At 43.8% G+C, this 14360-nt stretch carries 16 protein-coding genes; all 16 read right to left on the reverse strand.

The window, feature by feature from the left end:
* Nucleotides 1-12: 12 nt before the first annotated feature.
* Nucleotides 13-573 (reverse strand): signal peptidase I, encoded by a 561-nt coding sequence (gene lepB / locus MKY15_RS01010; protein ID WP_067211292.1) that lies wholly within the window; start codon nt 571-573, stop codon nt 13-15.
* Between the two features lie 95 nt (nt 574-668).
* Nucleotides 669-1013 carry a 50S ribosomal protein L19 gene (gene rplS / locus MKY15_RS01015; protein WP_067211295.1) on the reverse strand — a complete coding sequence of 115 codons (345 nt, stop codon included), beginning with the start codon at nt 1011-1013 and terminating at the stop codon, nt 669-671.
* 132 nt (nt 1014-1145) lie between these two features.
* A complete protein-coding gene (gene trmD, locus MKY15_RS01020) occupies nt 1146-1883 on the reverse strand; it encodes a tRNA (guanosine(37)-N1)-methyltransferase TrmD (RefSeq protein WP_342539810.1) in 738 nt (245 codons plus the stop codon).
* Entirely contained in the window at nt 1883-2398 is a 516-nt protein-coding gene (gene rimM / locus MKY15_RS01025; protein WP_067214014.1) for a ribosome maturation factor RimM, read from the reverse strand. Before rimM ends, trmD begins: the two co-directional genes overlap by 1 nt.
* A 239-nt stretch (nt 2399-2637) precedes the next feature.
* The gene (locus MKY15_RS01030) at nt 2638-2871 is read right to left on the reverse strand and encodes a KH domain-containing protein (protein WP_067211298.1); all 234 of its coding nucleotides are present in this window, start codon (nt 2869-2871) and stop codon (nt 2638-2640) included.
* A gap of 15 nt (nt 2872-2886) precedes the next feature.
* Nucleotides 2887-3159 (reverse strand): 30S ribosomal protein S16, encoded by a 273-nt coding sequence (gene rpsP, locus MKY15_RS01035; RefSeq protein ID WP_067211301.1) that lies wholly within the window; start codon nt 3157-3159, stop codon nt 2887-2889.
* A gap of 112 nt (nt 3160-3271) precedes the next feature.
* Nucleotides 3272-4627: a signal recognition particle protein gene (gene ffh, locus MKY15_RS01040; RefSeq protein WP_067211304.1), complete on the reverse strand. Its 1356-nt coding sequence runs from the start codon at nt 4625-4627 to the stop codon at nt 3272-3274.
* Between the two features lie 12 nt (nt 4628-4639).
* On the reverse strand, nt 4640-4975 hold the full coding sequence (locus MKY15_RS01045; protein WP_067211307.1) for a putative DNA-binding protein: 336 nt from the start codon (nt 4973-4975) through the stop codon (nt 4640-4642).
* Nucleotides 4976-5074: 99 nt separating this feature from the next.
* On the reverse strand, nt 5075-6067 hold the full coding sequence (ftsY, locus tag MKY15_RS01050) for a signal recognition particle-docking protein FtsY (protein WP_342538751.1): 993 nt from the start codon (nt 6065-6067) through the stop codon (nt 5075-5077).
* A gap of 14 nt (nt 6068-6081) precedes the next feature.
* Nucleotides 6082-9639: a chromosome segregation protein SMC gene (gene smc / locus MKY15_RS01055; protein WP_342538752.1), complete on the reverse strand. Its 3558-nt coding sequence runs from the start codon at nt 9637-9639 to the stop codon at nt 6082-6084.
* A 2-nt stretch (nt 9640-9641) separates the two neighbouring features.
* Nucleotides 9642-10409, reverse strand: a complete 768-nt coding sequence (gene rnc, locus MKY15_RS01060) for a ribonuclease III (RefSeq protein ID WP_067214016.1) — start codon at nt 10407-10409, stop codon at nt 9642-9644.
* 146 nt (nt 10410-10555) lie between these two features.
* Nucleotides 10556-10792, reverse strand: a complete 237-nt coding sequence (locus MKY15_RS01065; RefSeq protein WP_067211315.1) for an acyl carrier protein — start codon at nt 10790-10792, stop codon at nt 10556-10558.
* A 189-nt stretch (nt 10793-10981) separates the two neighbouring features.
* A complete protein-coding gene (gene fabG, locus MKY15_RS01070) occupies nt 10982-11728 on the reverse strand; it encodes a 3-oxoacyl-[acyl-carrier-protein] reductase (protein ID WP_342538753.1) in 747 nt (248 codons plus the stop codon).
* The gene (fabD, locus tag MKY15_RS01075) at nt 11728-12672 is read right to left on the reverse strand and encodes an ACP S-malonyltransferase (RefSeq protein ID WP_342538754.1); all 945 of its coding nucleotides are present in this window, start codon (nt 12670-12672) and stop codon (nt 11728-11730) included. The genes fabG and fabD overlap by 1 nt, the downstream gene beginning before the upstream one ends.
* The gene (plsX, locus tag MKY15_RS01080) at nt 12672-13661 is read right to left on the reverse strand and encodes a phosphate acyltransferase PlsX (protein ID WP_342538755.1); all 990 of its coding nucleotides are present in this window, start codon (nt 13659-13661) and stop codon (nt 12672-12674) included. The genes fabD and plsX overlap by 1 nt, the downstream gene beginning before the upstream one ends.
* Complete coding sequence (gene fapR, locus MKY15_RS01085; RefSeq protein WP_067211325.1) at nt 13658-14242, reverse strand: transcription factor FapR; 585 nt, start codon at nt 14240-14242, stop codon at nt 13658-13660. Before fapR ends, plsX begins: the two co-directional genes overlap by 4 nt.
* Nucleotides 14243-14360 lie beyond the last annotated feature (118 nt).

Below are 14360 nucleotides of genomic sequence, written 5' to 3' on the forward strand. Positions count from 1 at the left end.
TAGTTCCTCCCGTCAGTTAATAATTCCAAAATCTTTAATCGGCCAGAAAACGACTTTTGTACTACCAATGATTTCATCGATGGCAACAGCTCCAATATGCCTGGAGTCTTTACTCTTTCTTCTGTTATCCCCCATGACAAACACATGATCTGCCGGGACTGTCGTGCTTTGGATTTTCTCTTCAAGTGTGAAATCTTCAGTCAGCGGACTGTCTGCCACTTCCGATTTGTATTGATCGAGATAAGGCTCTTCGAACGGTTTTCCATTGACGTATAAAACGTCATCCCGGTATTCTACTTCGTCGCCAGGAAGTCCAATTACCCTTTTTATGTAATCTTTCTCTTCAGGTGCATGAAACACAACGACATCAAACCGTTTTGGTTCTCCAATTGTATAACCAATTTTATTAACAATCATTCGATCGCCATTCTCAAGTGTTGGCATCATCGAAACACCATCGACAACGATCGGTGTAAAGAGGAAAACTCGGATGATTGCTGCAAGGCCGAATGCGATTAAAAGCGCCTTGACCCATTCCCATGTTTCGTTTTTCTTCTTCTTTTCATCATTCATTGGCAAGGCCTCCTGCTTACTACTGTTCTTATTGTACAGTCTATTTATTTTTGAGGCAAAAAGAAAGGAGGCCGTTTGTGGGCCTCCTGCATTTTTTATCGAAGTTCTTTGATACGTGCAGCTTTTCCGCGCAGACTGCGAAGGTAGTACAATTTCGCACGACGTACTTTACCACGACGAATTACTTCAAGTAGTGTGATTTTTGGTGTGTGTACAGGGAATGTACGCTCAACACCTACACCGTTGGAGATTTTACGAACCGTGAATGATTCACTGATTCCGCCTCCACGACGTGATATAACAATTCCTTCAAATAGCTGAATACGCTCGCGCGTTCCCTCTACGATTTTCACGTGCAAACGAACTGTATCTCCTGCACGGAAAGCTGGATGATCAGAACGAAGCTGATCTTTTGTGATTGCTGCAATAATTTGTTGCATAGTTAATCTCTCCCTATCCTCAGGTGCTCTTACACTTCTTGCCTTTGCAGCGGAACATCTGTCAGTATGTACTTACATAGAAGCACATAGTAGATAGTACCACAAATCACAAGTCGTTGCAAGGTCATCTACTTATTTGTTTTCTCGCTTTAATTGATGAAGGAACTTGCGTTGATGCTCAGTAAGCGGTGCATCTTTCAGCAAATCTTTTCTGCGTTCGAACGTCCGGAGCAATGACTGCTGTTCACGCCATTTATCGATTTCTGCATGATTGCCGGATAACAATACATCCGGTACTTCCATCCCATTAAAATTAGATGGGCGTGTGTATTGCGGATGTTCAAGCAATCCTGTCGAAAATGAATCGAGCACAGGTGAATCAGCATTGCCAAGGACATTCGGCAACAGCCGGACCACACTGTCAATCACAGCCATTGCAGCGATCTCTCCACCCGTTAGGACGAAGTCGCCAATGGATAACTCGTCCGTGACAAGATACTGGCGTATACGCTCGTCATAGCCCTCATAATGGCCGCATATGAACACGACATGTTCTTCAGAAGAAAGCTCTTCCGCTTTCTTCTGTGTAAATGTTTCTCCCTGAGGACACATCAGAATGACACGCGGTGGTTTTTCAAGCCCTTCAGATATAGCTTCGACTGCTGCAAAGAGCGGTTCAGGTTTAAGGACCATACCCGCGCCTCCGCCATAAGGATAATCGTCAACTTTACGATGCTTGCTTGTAGAATAATCACGAAAATCGGTGACACCAAATGTGACTGCACCGTTCGCCTGCGCCTTTTTCATGATCGAGGAATGAAGAACACCTCCGAACATTTCCGGAAACAGTGAAAGGACATCGATTTTCATCATGAAAGAAGTCCTTCCATCGGATCAATGATGATTTTCTTACCAGCTATATCGACTTCTTTAACGATGTCTTCGATATAAGGAATGTAGTGAGGCTTACCTTTTTCAGGCGTTACCGTCCACACATCATTCGCACCGGTTTCAAGAATTTCAGTCACTTCACCTAGTTCGATACCTTCAGTCGTGAACACTGTACAACCAACGATTTCGTGGTAGTAGAATTCGTTTTCGTCCAAATCGCCAAGTTGGTTTTCCGGTATCATGAAAATACCGTTGCGATACTTTTCAACATCGTTAAGATTTGGATGATTTTCAAATGTTAACAAGTCAAAGGTCTTGTGCTGACGATGACTTGCTACAGTTAAGTAAATAGGTGTCTTGCTGTCCGGCATGAACAAGGCAAGCTTGTTTCCGACCGTATAGCGTTCTTCCGGGAAATGAGTACGCGAGATAACGCGGACTTCTCCACGGATACCGTGCGTATTAACAATTGTACCAACGTTAAACCATTGCATAAAAATCACACCTTCCTTTATTTTAAATAATAATAACTTATATATGCCGAAATAAAGAATTCCATTGAATCCGCTACGGCGCTCGGGGATGCCTCCCGCCATAAGCCAAGCAGCTTCGCTACCAGGCTAATGGCTACGGCTACCCCATTGAGGCGCCTACGCTCAGTTAATATAAGCATTCATGTGTTCAACTTAAATAGACAAAAAAGGAAGGAACATAGGCTCCCTCCTTTTCTGTATCAATCTATAATATCGATATAAACCTTCTTGCCGTGGTGACTGCCTGCTGCTGAATAAACAATGGTGCGTATCGCTTTCGCAACACGTCCCTGCTTTCCGATAACTTTTCCCATATCTTCGGGATTTACGGATAATTTATAGATGACACGATTATCATGTTCATCCATTGCAATCCGAACATCCTCTGGATAATCGACTAACGGTTTAACGATTGTCTCAATCAGCTGCTTCATGTACACCCCTCCTGATTACTTACCGAGTTTAGCGTTATGGTATTTTTCCATGATGCCTTTGTCGGAAAACAGGTTACGGACAGTATCAGATGGTTTCGCACCCTCTTGAAGCCATTTAAGAGCTAGCTCTTCATTGATTTTTACTTCAGCTGGTTTTGTAAGCGGGTTGTAAGTACCAACCGTTTCGATTTGACGACCATCACGTGGTGAACGTGAATCTGCTACTACAATACGATAGAAAGGAGTTTTCTTTGCTCCCATACGTTTAAGACGAATTTTTACTGACATTTTTACTTGCACCTCCGAATAGTTTCACACAAGATAGTATATTATCAAGCTTTCTGTTGTTTGTAAAGTGTTTTTTCTTAACACCTTGAATTTCTTTCGAAAATCCAGGATTTTATTTAAAAAACGAATCCAATCCAGGCATTTTCATCTTCTTTTTACCTTTTTGTTGCATGCCGGTCATTTGTTTAACCATTTTTTTCATGTCTTCGAATTGCTTTAATAGCCGATTGACATCTTGAATGGTTGTTCCTGACCCTTTTGCAATTCGCTTGCGACGATTTGCATTGATGATCTCAGGTGTATTGCGCTCCGCCGTAGTCATCGATTGGATTACCGCTTCAACGCGTCCCATTTGGCCTTCGTCAACTTTAGCATTTTCGAGACCTTTGATTTTATTGGCACCGGGCATCATTTTCAAAATTTCGTCGAGTGGCCCCATCTTCTTGACTTGCTGAAGCTGATCAAGGAAGTCATCGAGCGTAAATGATTGCGTCCGGAACTTCTCTTCAAGTTCCTTCGACTTCTCTTCATCGACATTCTCCTGTGCTTTTTCAATAAGAGACATGACATCGCCCATACCAAGAATTCGGGATGCCATACGTTCCGGATGAAACGGTTCCAGTGCATCCATCTTCTCACCCATCCCGACAAACTTAATCGGTTTGTCTGTAACAGCTCGGATAGAAAGCGCCGCTCCGCCTCGAGTATCCCCGTCAAGTTTAGTCAGGATAACGCCTGTTATTCCGACAGTATCATCGAAACTTTTAGCGACATTTACAGCATCCTGCCCAGTCATTGCATCAACGACAAGGAATACTTCGTCCGGTGTACTAAGGTCCCGAATATCCTTCAGTTCCTGCATCAGTACTTCGTCAACATGTAGCCTTCCAGCTGTATCAATGATAACGACATCATGATGTTCTTTCTCCGCCTCTGCAAGCGCCTGGCGTACAATTTCAACAGGTGAAATGTCAGTTCCCAGTGCGAACACAGGCATTGTCAATTGCTTACCGAGTGTTTCCAACTGCTGAATCGCAGCGGGTCTGTAAACGTCTGCCGCGACAAGTAGCGGCTTTTTATTGTGCCGTTTGCGAAGTACGCTTGCCAGTTTCCCCGTGGTTGTCGTTTTACCCGCACCTTGCAGACCGACCATCATAATGACAGTAGGTGATTTTCGTGAAAACTGGATTGGGTTCTGCTCGCCGCCCATCAGATTCGTTAGTTCATCTTTAACAATTTTAACAACCTGTTGACCGGGAGTTAGACTCTTCATGACGTCATGTCCGACTGCACGTTCACTTACTGTTTTGACAAACTCTTTGACAACTTTCAAGTTAACATCGGCTTCAATAAGCGCAAAACGTACTTCACGCATCATTTCCTTGACATCAGCTTCGTCAATCTTACCTTTGCCCCTAATTTTCTGTAGCGTCCCTTGCAGGCGCTGGGCTAATCCTTCAAATGCCATGCACAGAGCCTCCTACTCATGATTTCTTAACGCACTTAACAATTCTTTGATTGTTTCCGATTTTTTATCTGTATCGGTTATGAGCTGCTCAAGATAATCTACAATTTCTGCTCGCTTCTGGAATTCTGAAAATAAATTCAACTTCATTTCATAATCTTCGAGCATCGCTTCCGTCCGGCGAACATTGTCATAGACAGCCTGACGCGATACGCCGTATTCACCAGCAATCTCACCGAGTGAAAGATCTTCTAAATAGTAAAGTTGCATATAAAGTCTTTGTTTATCAGTCAAAAGTGACTGATAAAAATCAAAGAGGAAGTTAATGCGTGTCGTTTTTGCAAGCGTCATACGCTTTGCCTCCCCGCTATGTTCTTCCTAAGTCATCATAGTATGACAACCTCGTACTGTCAAGCCATTTTACTTGTCTGTGTCGAAAAGCGCAAACGCCTAGACATTATCTTCTTGTTCAAGTCCATCCGCAAATAGGCCGTAGACATACTTTTCTGGATCAAACGGTTGTAGATCATCCACACCTTCACCGAGTCCAACGAATTTAACTGGGATATTTAACTTTTTCCTAATAGCAAGTACGATGCCGCCTTTTGCTGTGCCATCAAGCTTCGTCAAGACGATACCTGTAACATTCGTCGCTTCTTTGAATGTCTCCGCTTGGATCAATGCGTTTTGCCCCGTTGTTGCATCGAGCGCTAAGAGCACTTCATGCGGTGCGCCTTCTACTTCTTTACTGATAACCCGGTGCACTTTTTGAAGTTCATTCATCAGATTCACTTTATTTTGAAGCCTTCCCGCGGTATCACAAATAAGAACGTCCACTTTGCGGTTTTTTGCAGCACGGATTGCGTCGTACATGACTGCAGCAGGGTCAGACCCTTCCGATTGACGGATTACTTCTACTCCAGCACGTTCACCCCAGACGACAAGTTGATCGATAGCACCAGCACGGAATGTGTCGCCGGCCGCAAGCATAACCGTCTTGCCTTCTGCCATAAGTCGCGCTGCCAACTTCCCAATTGTCGTCGTTTTTCCAACCCCATTAACGCCTACCATTAAGATAACAGTTAGACCGTCTTCTTGAATATGCAGTTCGTTGTCGAGTTCTTCGCCAGCTTGGTAGATTTCAACCAGTTTTTCAGAAATAACTGATTGAATGCCCGCTGTATCTTTAATATTTTTTCGCTGTACTTCAACTTTAAGTAAATCGATGAGCTCCATGACTGTTTCAAAACCGACATCGGCCTGTAACAGTAGCTCTTCCAATTCCTCAAAGAATTCTTCGTCAATTACTCTGAAACGCGCAACAAGATCATTCACTTTGGATGTGAACTGATCTCGCGTTTTTGATAAACCATCTTTAAATTTCTCTGTTACTGCTTCGTTTGTACCCGTGATTTTTTCCTTGAGTTTCTTAAAAAAAGACAATTATAGTCACTCCTTTACATGATTGCTTCTTCCGGCACCTCGGAAATTTTAACCGAAATAACCCTGGACACGCCTGATTCCTGCATCGTGATTCCATAGAGCACATCCGCACCTTCCATCGTACCCTTCCGATGTGTAATAACGATGAATTGTGTCTTCTCCGAAAACTTCTTCAGGTATTTACTGTAGCGTATGACATTCGCTTCGTCGAGCGCGGCTTCGACTTCATCAAGAATACAAAAAGGTACTGGTCGTACTTCGATGATTGAAAATAACAACGAAATCGCAGTTAACGCACGTTCTCCACCTGATAAAAGGCTTAAACTTTGCAGCTTTTTCCCTGGCGGACGTGCGACAATTTCCACACCAGTTTCAAGTAAATTGTCAGGTTGCGTAAGTATCAAATCCGCCTCACCGCCCCCAAACATTTCCTTAAACACATGTCGGAAGCGGTTCTGGACAGCATTGAATGTCGTCAAAAAACGCGTTGTCATTTCAGCGTCCATCTCACTCATCGCTTCGTGAAGTGTCGTTTTCGCTTTTAATAAATCATTACGCTGTTCATCCAAAAAGAGATGACGTTCAGATACTTCTTCAAACTCCACAATAGCTCCGGGATTAACGGGTCCCAAAACTGCCAGTTGACGTTTTAAAGATTCAACTTTTTCTCTGGTCTTCACTTCATCAAAATCGTCCGCAATAATTCCATCCGCAAACAATCCATATTCAGTTAGAAGCTGCTGCGTGACCGCTTCATATTTCACTTCGAGACGTGATAGCACGATAGAGACCGCATTCAATGCAGAGATTGTTTCTCCCGTACTAGCTCGAAGTTTTTGAAGCGTTGCACTTTTCTCTTCAAGTAAATTTGCAAGCTTTGTGCGGATTTCCCTGTCTGTCATAATCGATTTCTCGATTAATTTCTTGTCAGCAGATGCCCTTTCAATCTCCATTGCGATTTGTTCCGCGCTCAACTCTCCACCATTTTCATTACCAGTGAAATACTGCATTTCATCACGCAAGGCAGTCAATTTAACCTTGGCTTGAGCAGAAGCATCTTCCATTTCGTCGATTGTCACTTGCAGATGTGCTTTCTGTTCACGCAAAACAGCTATGCACTCTCGAAGCTCATTGTATCGACTTGTTAATGTAGCCTCTTCGTTCCTCCTATTAGTAGCTAGACGTTCAAGCGACTCCACTTTGGATTGAATTGCTTCTAGCTCACTTTTCACGCGTTTATGATTTTGATGTAATGCTGCTTTCTTTTCTAACAATTCCGATCCAGTATTCTCGACACCGCGTCTTCCCATCTCAGTCGATGCTATCTCTGATTCCACCGACTTAATGGCGATGTCAGTTTCACGAATGCCAGATTCCGCTGCTGCAATTTCAATTTGCAGACTGTCCGTTAGTTTACGTAACTGATCTACTTCGTATATCTGCTTGGCAACGCCCATTTTCGTGTCGCCTATTTTCTTAGTAGCGGACTCAATTGAATCAGCCATACGAGTTAGTTGCAGCTGTAACGTTTCGAGTTCAGCTTTTCTTGTGAAGACGGATGCCTGTCCTTTGACTCCACCACCTGTAAGTGAACCACCAGCATTCACAACATCCCCGTCAAGCGTCACGACACGGAAACGATAGCCGAGTATCCCCGCAATGGCGGATGCCCCTACGAGCGTTTTTGCGACAATCGTATTACCAAGTAAGTTTTCAGTGATAAGTGCATATGTAGCATCAGTCTGTACAAGACGATCGGCAGTTCCGATGTATTCGGGATGCAGTTCAACCGAGCGCAATGCTGCTGGTTGAATTTTCCGGGATTTCATCACATCTCTCGGCAGGAATGTTGCCCTTCCAGCGTTCTTCGCTTTTAAGTAGCCGATTGCTTTTCTCGCTTCCGGTTCAGTTGCCGTCACAATATGTTGCATCGCACCGCCAAGCGCTGTTTCCACCGCTTTTATATACTCTTTTTCAACGGAAATAAGTTCTGCGACTGCACCGTCAATTCCGGCTAGTTTTCCTGACTTTTTCGCAACAAGAATCTCTTTTACACCTGAATAGAAACCTGAGAAATCCGCTTCCATACTTTCAAGTGCACGAACTCTACCATGCATTTCATGTTGCTTGTTAAGTGCCTTTTGCATGAGTTCCTGCTGTGAAGCGAGTTCATCTTCAGTCTTACGCAACGCCTTTGACAATTCACGATAGGCCGAATCCGATTCCTTCAATTTCCGTTTCAAGACAGTCAACGAATTCGCTTTCACAGATTTTTCCTGTGTAAGTTTTTCATAGCGTTCCTGCAAAATAGATGTCTGAAGTATAATTTTTTCGGATGAAGACTGCTCCCCTTGAAGACGCTCTTCCGCGTGCTTCAAGTCGTTGCGGATCGTCGCTTCCTCGTTCAACCTGTCAATATAAGCTGATTTCAATTCATCTATTTCTTTTTCCGTCTCTTTGACAGAGCGTTTCAGTATGTGAGAAATACCATCCATCTCAACTTTTGTTTTTTCGTATTCTATTTCTGACTGTTGCTGCTTTTCACGGGCCGCACCAAGTTTTTCTGAAAGTGTTGCCAACTCAGTTTCGGTATTAGCAAGTTCAAATCGAGACCTTTCAATTAACTGGTCAGCATTGCGACGTTTTTCAAGTGATAAAAGACGTCTTCCTTCCCACTTTTCTGTCTCTGCACTTGTGACTACAAGTTTTTTTTGTAACGCATCCAATTGTTCGTCCATTTTCGCAAGTTCTTTCTTCGCAAATTCGGACGCTTCTTCAGCTTTCCTTGATTCAGCCTCAAGTAAAATCTTCTTCTCCTGAAACTTTTCGGCTTCTTGCGATCTTTTCAAAATTTCATTGCGGAGATTTCCCGCGTCAAAGGTCAGCAGAGACACATCCGCTTCACGCGTCTCTTCCGAAAGCACTTTATGTTTTTTAGCAGCTTCTGCACTATTCCGTAACGGCTCAATTCTCGATTCAAGCTCTTTTAAAATATCAAGCACACGGTCAAGATTGTCTTCCGTCTCAAATAATTTGTGCTCCGCTTTCTTTTTCCTCGTTCTGTACTTCAGAACTCCCGCCGCTTCGTCAAAAATGCTTCGTCTGTCTTCAGGGCGGCTATTTAAAATTTCATCTACGCGCCCTTGAGAAATCATTGAAAATGCTTCTTTCCCAAGTCCAGAATCCATGAACACATCATTGATATCTTTCAGCCGGCACTGTTGGCCGTTTAATAGATAAGCGCTCTCCCCTGATCGGAAAACGCGCCTGCTGACACTTACTTCCGTATAGTCGAGTGGAAAAAGACCTTTACTATTATCAAGAATAAGCGTCACCTCTGCAAAATTAAGTGATTTACGTGAATCACTCCCCGCAAAGATGACATCTTCCATTTTAGAACCACGGAGCGATTTCGCCGATTGTTCGCCAAGAACCCAACGAATAGCATCTGTAATATTACTTTTTCCACTTCCATTTGGACCAACTACAGCTGTAACACCAGGGACAAAATCAATCGCAATCCGTTCAGCGAATGATTTGAATCCCATAATTTCAAGTCTTTTCAAAAACACGATTAATTCTCTCCTTCAGCCTGCCGACTCTTTAAATCTTGAATTGCATGGCGGGCTGCTTCTTGCTCGGCCTCTTTTTTTGATTTACCGAGACCAGTTCCAAGTTGTTCATCGCCAAGTCGCACGACAGTTACGAAACTTTTCGCATGAGCAGGACCTTTCTCTTCAACGATTTCATACTGCAATTGACCATTATTCGTCTGTTGAACGATTTCCTGAAGACGGCTTTTATAATCCATCACATGCGAAAAAGCACCGACACTAATTTTAGGGAAGACGACTTTTTCAAGGAATGGGATAACCGCCTCCATCCCTTGATCTATGTACAGAGCGCCTATAAACGCCTCAAATACGTCAGCGAGTAATGCAGGGCGCATTCGTCCACCCGTCTGCTCCTCCCCTTTCCCAAGCAGGATAAAGCGACCTAACCCAAGTTCGTTAGAAAACTTCACAAGGGACGGTTCGCAAACAATCGCAGCCCTTAGTTTCGTAAGTTCCCCTTCAGTCATATTAGGCTCTGTCGAATAAAGGAATCGGGACACACCTAACTCAAGAACCGCGTCACCTAAAAATTCCAATCTCTCATTATCCGTGAAATTTTTTCTCCGATGCTCATTCACATAAGATGAATGTGTAAATGCATTATACAGTAGTGATTTGTTTTTGAAATGGACGTCCAATTCATTTTGTAAGTCATCGAATTTGTTTCGAATCGCTACGGGTAAAAGCGCAATTGTTTTTTTTCCTTTGAAGTTGTTTGTATGGGTCATCATCGATTCTGCCTTTCGGTACATAATGTTTATAATTTTACCCTTTTCAACGCCACAGTGCAAAAAAAGTTTGCTATAAACCCGAAAAGAGACGCTTTCAATCCTTTCAAGTAGAAAGGATGAAAGAGTCTCAATCAGAATAGCAATTAGTTCACTTTCGTTTCGATATGCGAAACTGCGTCACCGACAGTTGCAATCTTTTCAGCTTCATCATCGGAAATTTCCATTTCGAACTCATCTTCTAATTCCATTACTAATTCTACGACGTCCAATGAATCGGCGCCTAGATCATCACGGAAAGAAGCTTCCATTTTAACTTCACTTTCATCGACGCCAAGGCGGTCGACAATTACTTTAGTTACACGTTCAAGTACTGTTGACAAATTTGTCACCTCCTCTCAAGAAAAGTGGAAGCGCCTGGTCAGAGGCGACAGGCATAAGACGGGCCAGCGGAGCAGCGTTCTTTGCTACATAGCTGGACCGACTTATGACCCGAGCCTCTAGGCGCTGGAACTGGACAATAAGAAAAGCATAGGCGCTAGAGCAGACACCAAAGCGCTTTAACACCTCTATTACATTACCATACCACCATCAACATGAATCGTTTGACCCGTAATATAGACTGCATCCTCCGATAATAAGAACAGAACAGTACGTGCGACATCTTCAGGTCTGCCAAGTTTACCTAGCGGAATAACCGATAGCATTTGATTCTTCACTTCTTCGCTCAATGCATCCGTCATATCCGTCGTAATGAAACCAGGCGCTACTGCGTTTACATTAATGTTGCGTGAAGCGAGTTCTTTTGCCGCCGTCTTTGTAAAACCGATGACGCCAGCTTTTGCTGCTACATAGTTTGCTTGTCCAGGATTTCCAGAAACACCGACAATCGATGCAACGTTGACGATTCTTCCTGCACGTTGTCTCATCATTTGGCGAGTGACGCCTTTTGTACAAAGAAAAACACCTTTTAAATTGATATTAATGACATCGTCCCATTCGTCTTCTTTCATACGCATGAGCAAATTGTCTCTCGTAATACCTGCATTATTGACAAGGATATCAATAGATCCAAACATTTCCAAAGTTTTATCAACCATGATTTTAACACCGTCAGCATCGGATACGTCTGCCTGAATAGCGAACGCTTCTCCACCGGATTCTGTAATCAACTTAACGACGTCATCCGCTTTATCCTTACTTCCGCTGTAGTTGACAGCAACTCGTGCGCCTTCTTTAGCAAGAAGTAGTGCTATTTCACGGCCAATTCCACGTGATGCTCCCGTGACAATTGCGGATTTCCCATCAAATCTACCCATTACGACCACCCTTTCGAAGCTTCGATTACCGTTTGCAATGTCTCTTCATCATAGACTGGGAACACCGTTACACTCCGGTCAATCTTTTTAACGAGGCCACTTAGTACTTTTCCTGGACCACATTCGATGAAATGAGTAACTCCAAGGTCAAGCAATGTACGTACGGAATCTTCCCAAAGTACCGGGGAATAAAGTTGTTCGACGAGGAAGCCTTTTATATCCACACGATCAGTAACGACCGAAGCATTCACATTAGCAACAACTGGAATGGATGCATCCTTCATCTCGACCTCATCAAGTGCAGCCCGCAGTTTTTCTGCCGCCGGTTGCATAAGTGAAGAGTGAAACGGTCCGCTTACATCCAGCGGAATCGCTCTTTTCGCGCCCGCTTCTTTCAATTGGACACACGCTTTCTCGACGCCTGCTTTCGTACCGGAAATAACGATTTGTCCCGGACAATTCAAGTTGGCCGGTTGTACAGCGAAACCATCTGCTGTAATAGCATCTGTTACTTCTTTTAACTTCTGCCCATCAAGTCCAAGAATTGCCGCCATTGCCCCTTCACCAGCAGGCACCGCTTCATTCATGTACAAGCCTCGCTTATGAACGACTGACACTCCGTCTTCAAATGACATTACACCCGAGGCAACGAGTGCCGTATATTCCCCAAGACTATGTCCTGCCGTAAAGTCTGGCGTAACGCCTTCGTCTATCAATCGCGAAGCAATCATCGATCCGACGGTAAGTAGTGCTGGCTGCGCATTGTATGTCAGCGTCAGTTCATCTTGAGGTCCTTCTAGAATTAATTGACTAAGTTGAAAATCAAGTACACGGTCTGCCTGTTCTAAGAATTGCTTACTTTTGTCATGCGTTTCCGCGAACTCTTTTCCCATTCCAGCCGATTGTGAACCTTGTCCTGGGAAAATGAATGCAATCTTTGTCATCAATTTTCCACCTTTCTTATCGTTTCACGAATTGTTCCACAAACATCATATTCCACCATTGTTCTCGCTTGCCGAACGGCGTTCAATATAGCATTCGCATTTGAAGAACCATGTGCTTTAATAACAGGCGAATTCAAACCAAATAAACCCGCCCCACCATACTCTGTGTAATCCATTTTGTTTTTCAGTCCACGCAAATCGTCTTTCACAAGTGCTGCAGACAGTTTTGACTTCAATGAAGCGCTATACACTTCTTTCAACATAGAGAAGAAAGCAGATGCAGTCCCTTCCAGCGTTTTCAGAACCATATTACCCGTGAAGCCATCTGTAATGACGACGTCCGCCACGCCAGTCAATAGATCACGCGACTCAACGTTGCCGATAAAATTAATGGGCGCTTTCGAAAGCAAGTCAAAAGCAGCCTTTGTCAATTCATTCCCTTTTCCTTCTTCGGTTCCGATATTTAATAAGCCGATGCGTGGATTTTCAAGCCCCCGCACCTTTGTGGCGTAGATACTTCCCATAACCGCATATTGTTCAAGATGAGATGGTTTCGCATCCGAATTTGCACCAAGGTCCAGCATGACAAATCCTTTTCCATCGATCGTCGGAAGTGTAGGTGCTAAGGCAGGTCTCTCAATACCATCAATCCTACCTACGATGAATAGACCTGCCGCCATTAAAGCACCTGTATTACCAGCAGAGACGCAAGCTGAAGCTTCGCCATCTTTAACAGCTTGAGCCGTCCTTACCATTGACGCATCTTTTTTCCGGCGGATAGCACGAACCGGCTCATCGTCTGGTTCAATTTTCTCTGTACAGTGAATCACTTTTAGGCGGGCATGCTCCTTCAAGAAAGGTCCCATCGCCTGTTCATCACCATAAATATGTATGTTTATATCTTCGAACTCAGCGAGACTTTTAAGCGCACCGGCAATAATTTCACCAGGCGCATGATCTCCGCCCATTCCATCTACAGCTATGATCATTTTAATTCCCCCTGCTTCCTATCAGTCGTCCGGTACATGTGAAATTCGCCAGTGAATACCGTTTCGTCATTGACCGTCGATGCGACCATGACTAATGTCCGCTTTTCTCCCAGACTTTCTTTCTTCACTTCTGCACGTGCAACAACTCTATCGCCAGCTCTCACCGGTTTCAAAAAGTCAATGGTCGACTTCACAGTCAAAGCAAGATCATCATTCATAACTGCAACAGCAAGTGAGTTTGCCTGGGCAAACAGATGATGTCCACGCGCAATTCCGTTACGCTGGAAGACATGATCTTCAGTCACATCAAATATCGACAGCGCCCTCTTATCGAGTTCCATATCGATGATATCCCCAAAGACCTCATCGGAGTGAAGAGACTTCACTTCCTCTTTCATCGTTCGAGACGCAACCGTTTTCAAACGTTCCCGCAGTTCGGGAATTCCGCGCTCTAGCCTGTCCAAACGTATCGTCTGGACACTTACAGTAAAATGTTCCGACAATTCTTCATCTGTCAGGAATGGATTTTCTTCAAGCAACTTTCCAAGCAGTCGTTGCCTTTCCTTTTTAGGCATTCTCAATCGGTTCACCTTCCGGATTAGCACTTGGTACTAATAGCAGTATATAAAAATAGAAAAAAGAAAGCAAGCACTGAAATGCGGAGACGACCGTTTAGATGCGACAGGCATAAGACGATTT

This window comes from Sporosarcina sp. FSL K6-1540, from assembly GCF_038620285.1.
Classification (GTDB): Bacteria; Bacillota; Bacilli; order Bacillales_A; family Planococcaceae; genus Sporosarcina; species Sporosarcina psychrophila.

Bases quoted from the DNA above. Each gene is read 5' to 3' on its own strand.
- rimM (WP_067214014.1), bottom strand. From the start codon at position 2,398: ATGCAATGGTTTAACGTTGGTACAATTGTTAATACGCACGGTATCCGT.
- MKY15_RS01045 (WP_067211307.1), bottom strand. From the start codon at position 4,975: ATGACGCTTGCAAAAACGACACGCATTAACTTCCTCTTTGATTTTTAT.
- rpsP (WP_067211301.1), bottom strand. From the start codon at position 3,159: ATGTCAGTAAAAATTCGTCTTAAACGTATGGGAGCAAAGAAAACTCCT.
- lepB (WP_067211292.1), bottom strand. From the start codon at position 573: ATGAATGATGAAAAGAAGAAGAAAAACGAAACATGGGAATGGGTCAAG.
- rplS (WP_067211295.1), bottom strand. From the start codon at position 1,013: ATGCAACAAATTATTGCAGCAATCACAAAAGATCAGCTTCGTTCTGAT.
- rnc (WP_067214016.1), bottom strand. From the start codon at position 10,409: ATGACCCATACAAACAACTTCAAAGGAAAAAAAACAATTGCGCTTTTA.
- MKY15_RS01030 (WP_067211298.1), bottom strand. From the start codon at position 2,871: ATGAAGCAGCTGATTGAGACAATCGTTAAACCGTTAGTCGATTATCCA.
- trmD (WP_342539810.1), bottom strand. From the start codon at position 1,883: ATGAAAATCGATGTCCTTTCACTGTTTCCGGAAATGTTCGGAGGTGTT.
- fabG (WP_342538753.1), bottom strand. From the start codon at position 11,728: ATGGGTAGATTTGATGGGAAATCCGCAATTGTCACGGGAGCATCACGT.
- fabD (WP_342538754.1), bottom strand. From the start codon at position 12,672: ATGACAAAGATTGCATTCATTTTCCCAGGACAAGGTTCACAATCGGCT.
- ffh (WP_067211304.1), bottom strand. From the start codon at position 4,627: ATGGCATTTGAAGGATTAGCCCAGCGCCTGCAAGGGACGCTACAGAAA.
- plsX (WP_342538755.1), bottom strand. From the start codon at position 13,661: ATGATCATAGCTGTAGATGGAATGGGCGGAGATCATGCGCCTGGTGAA.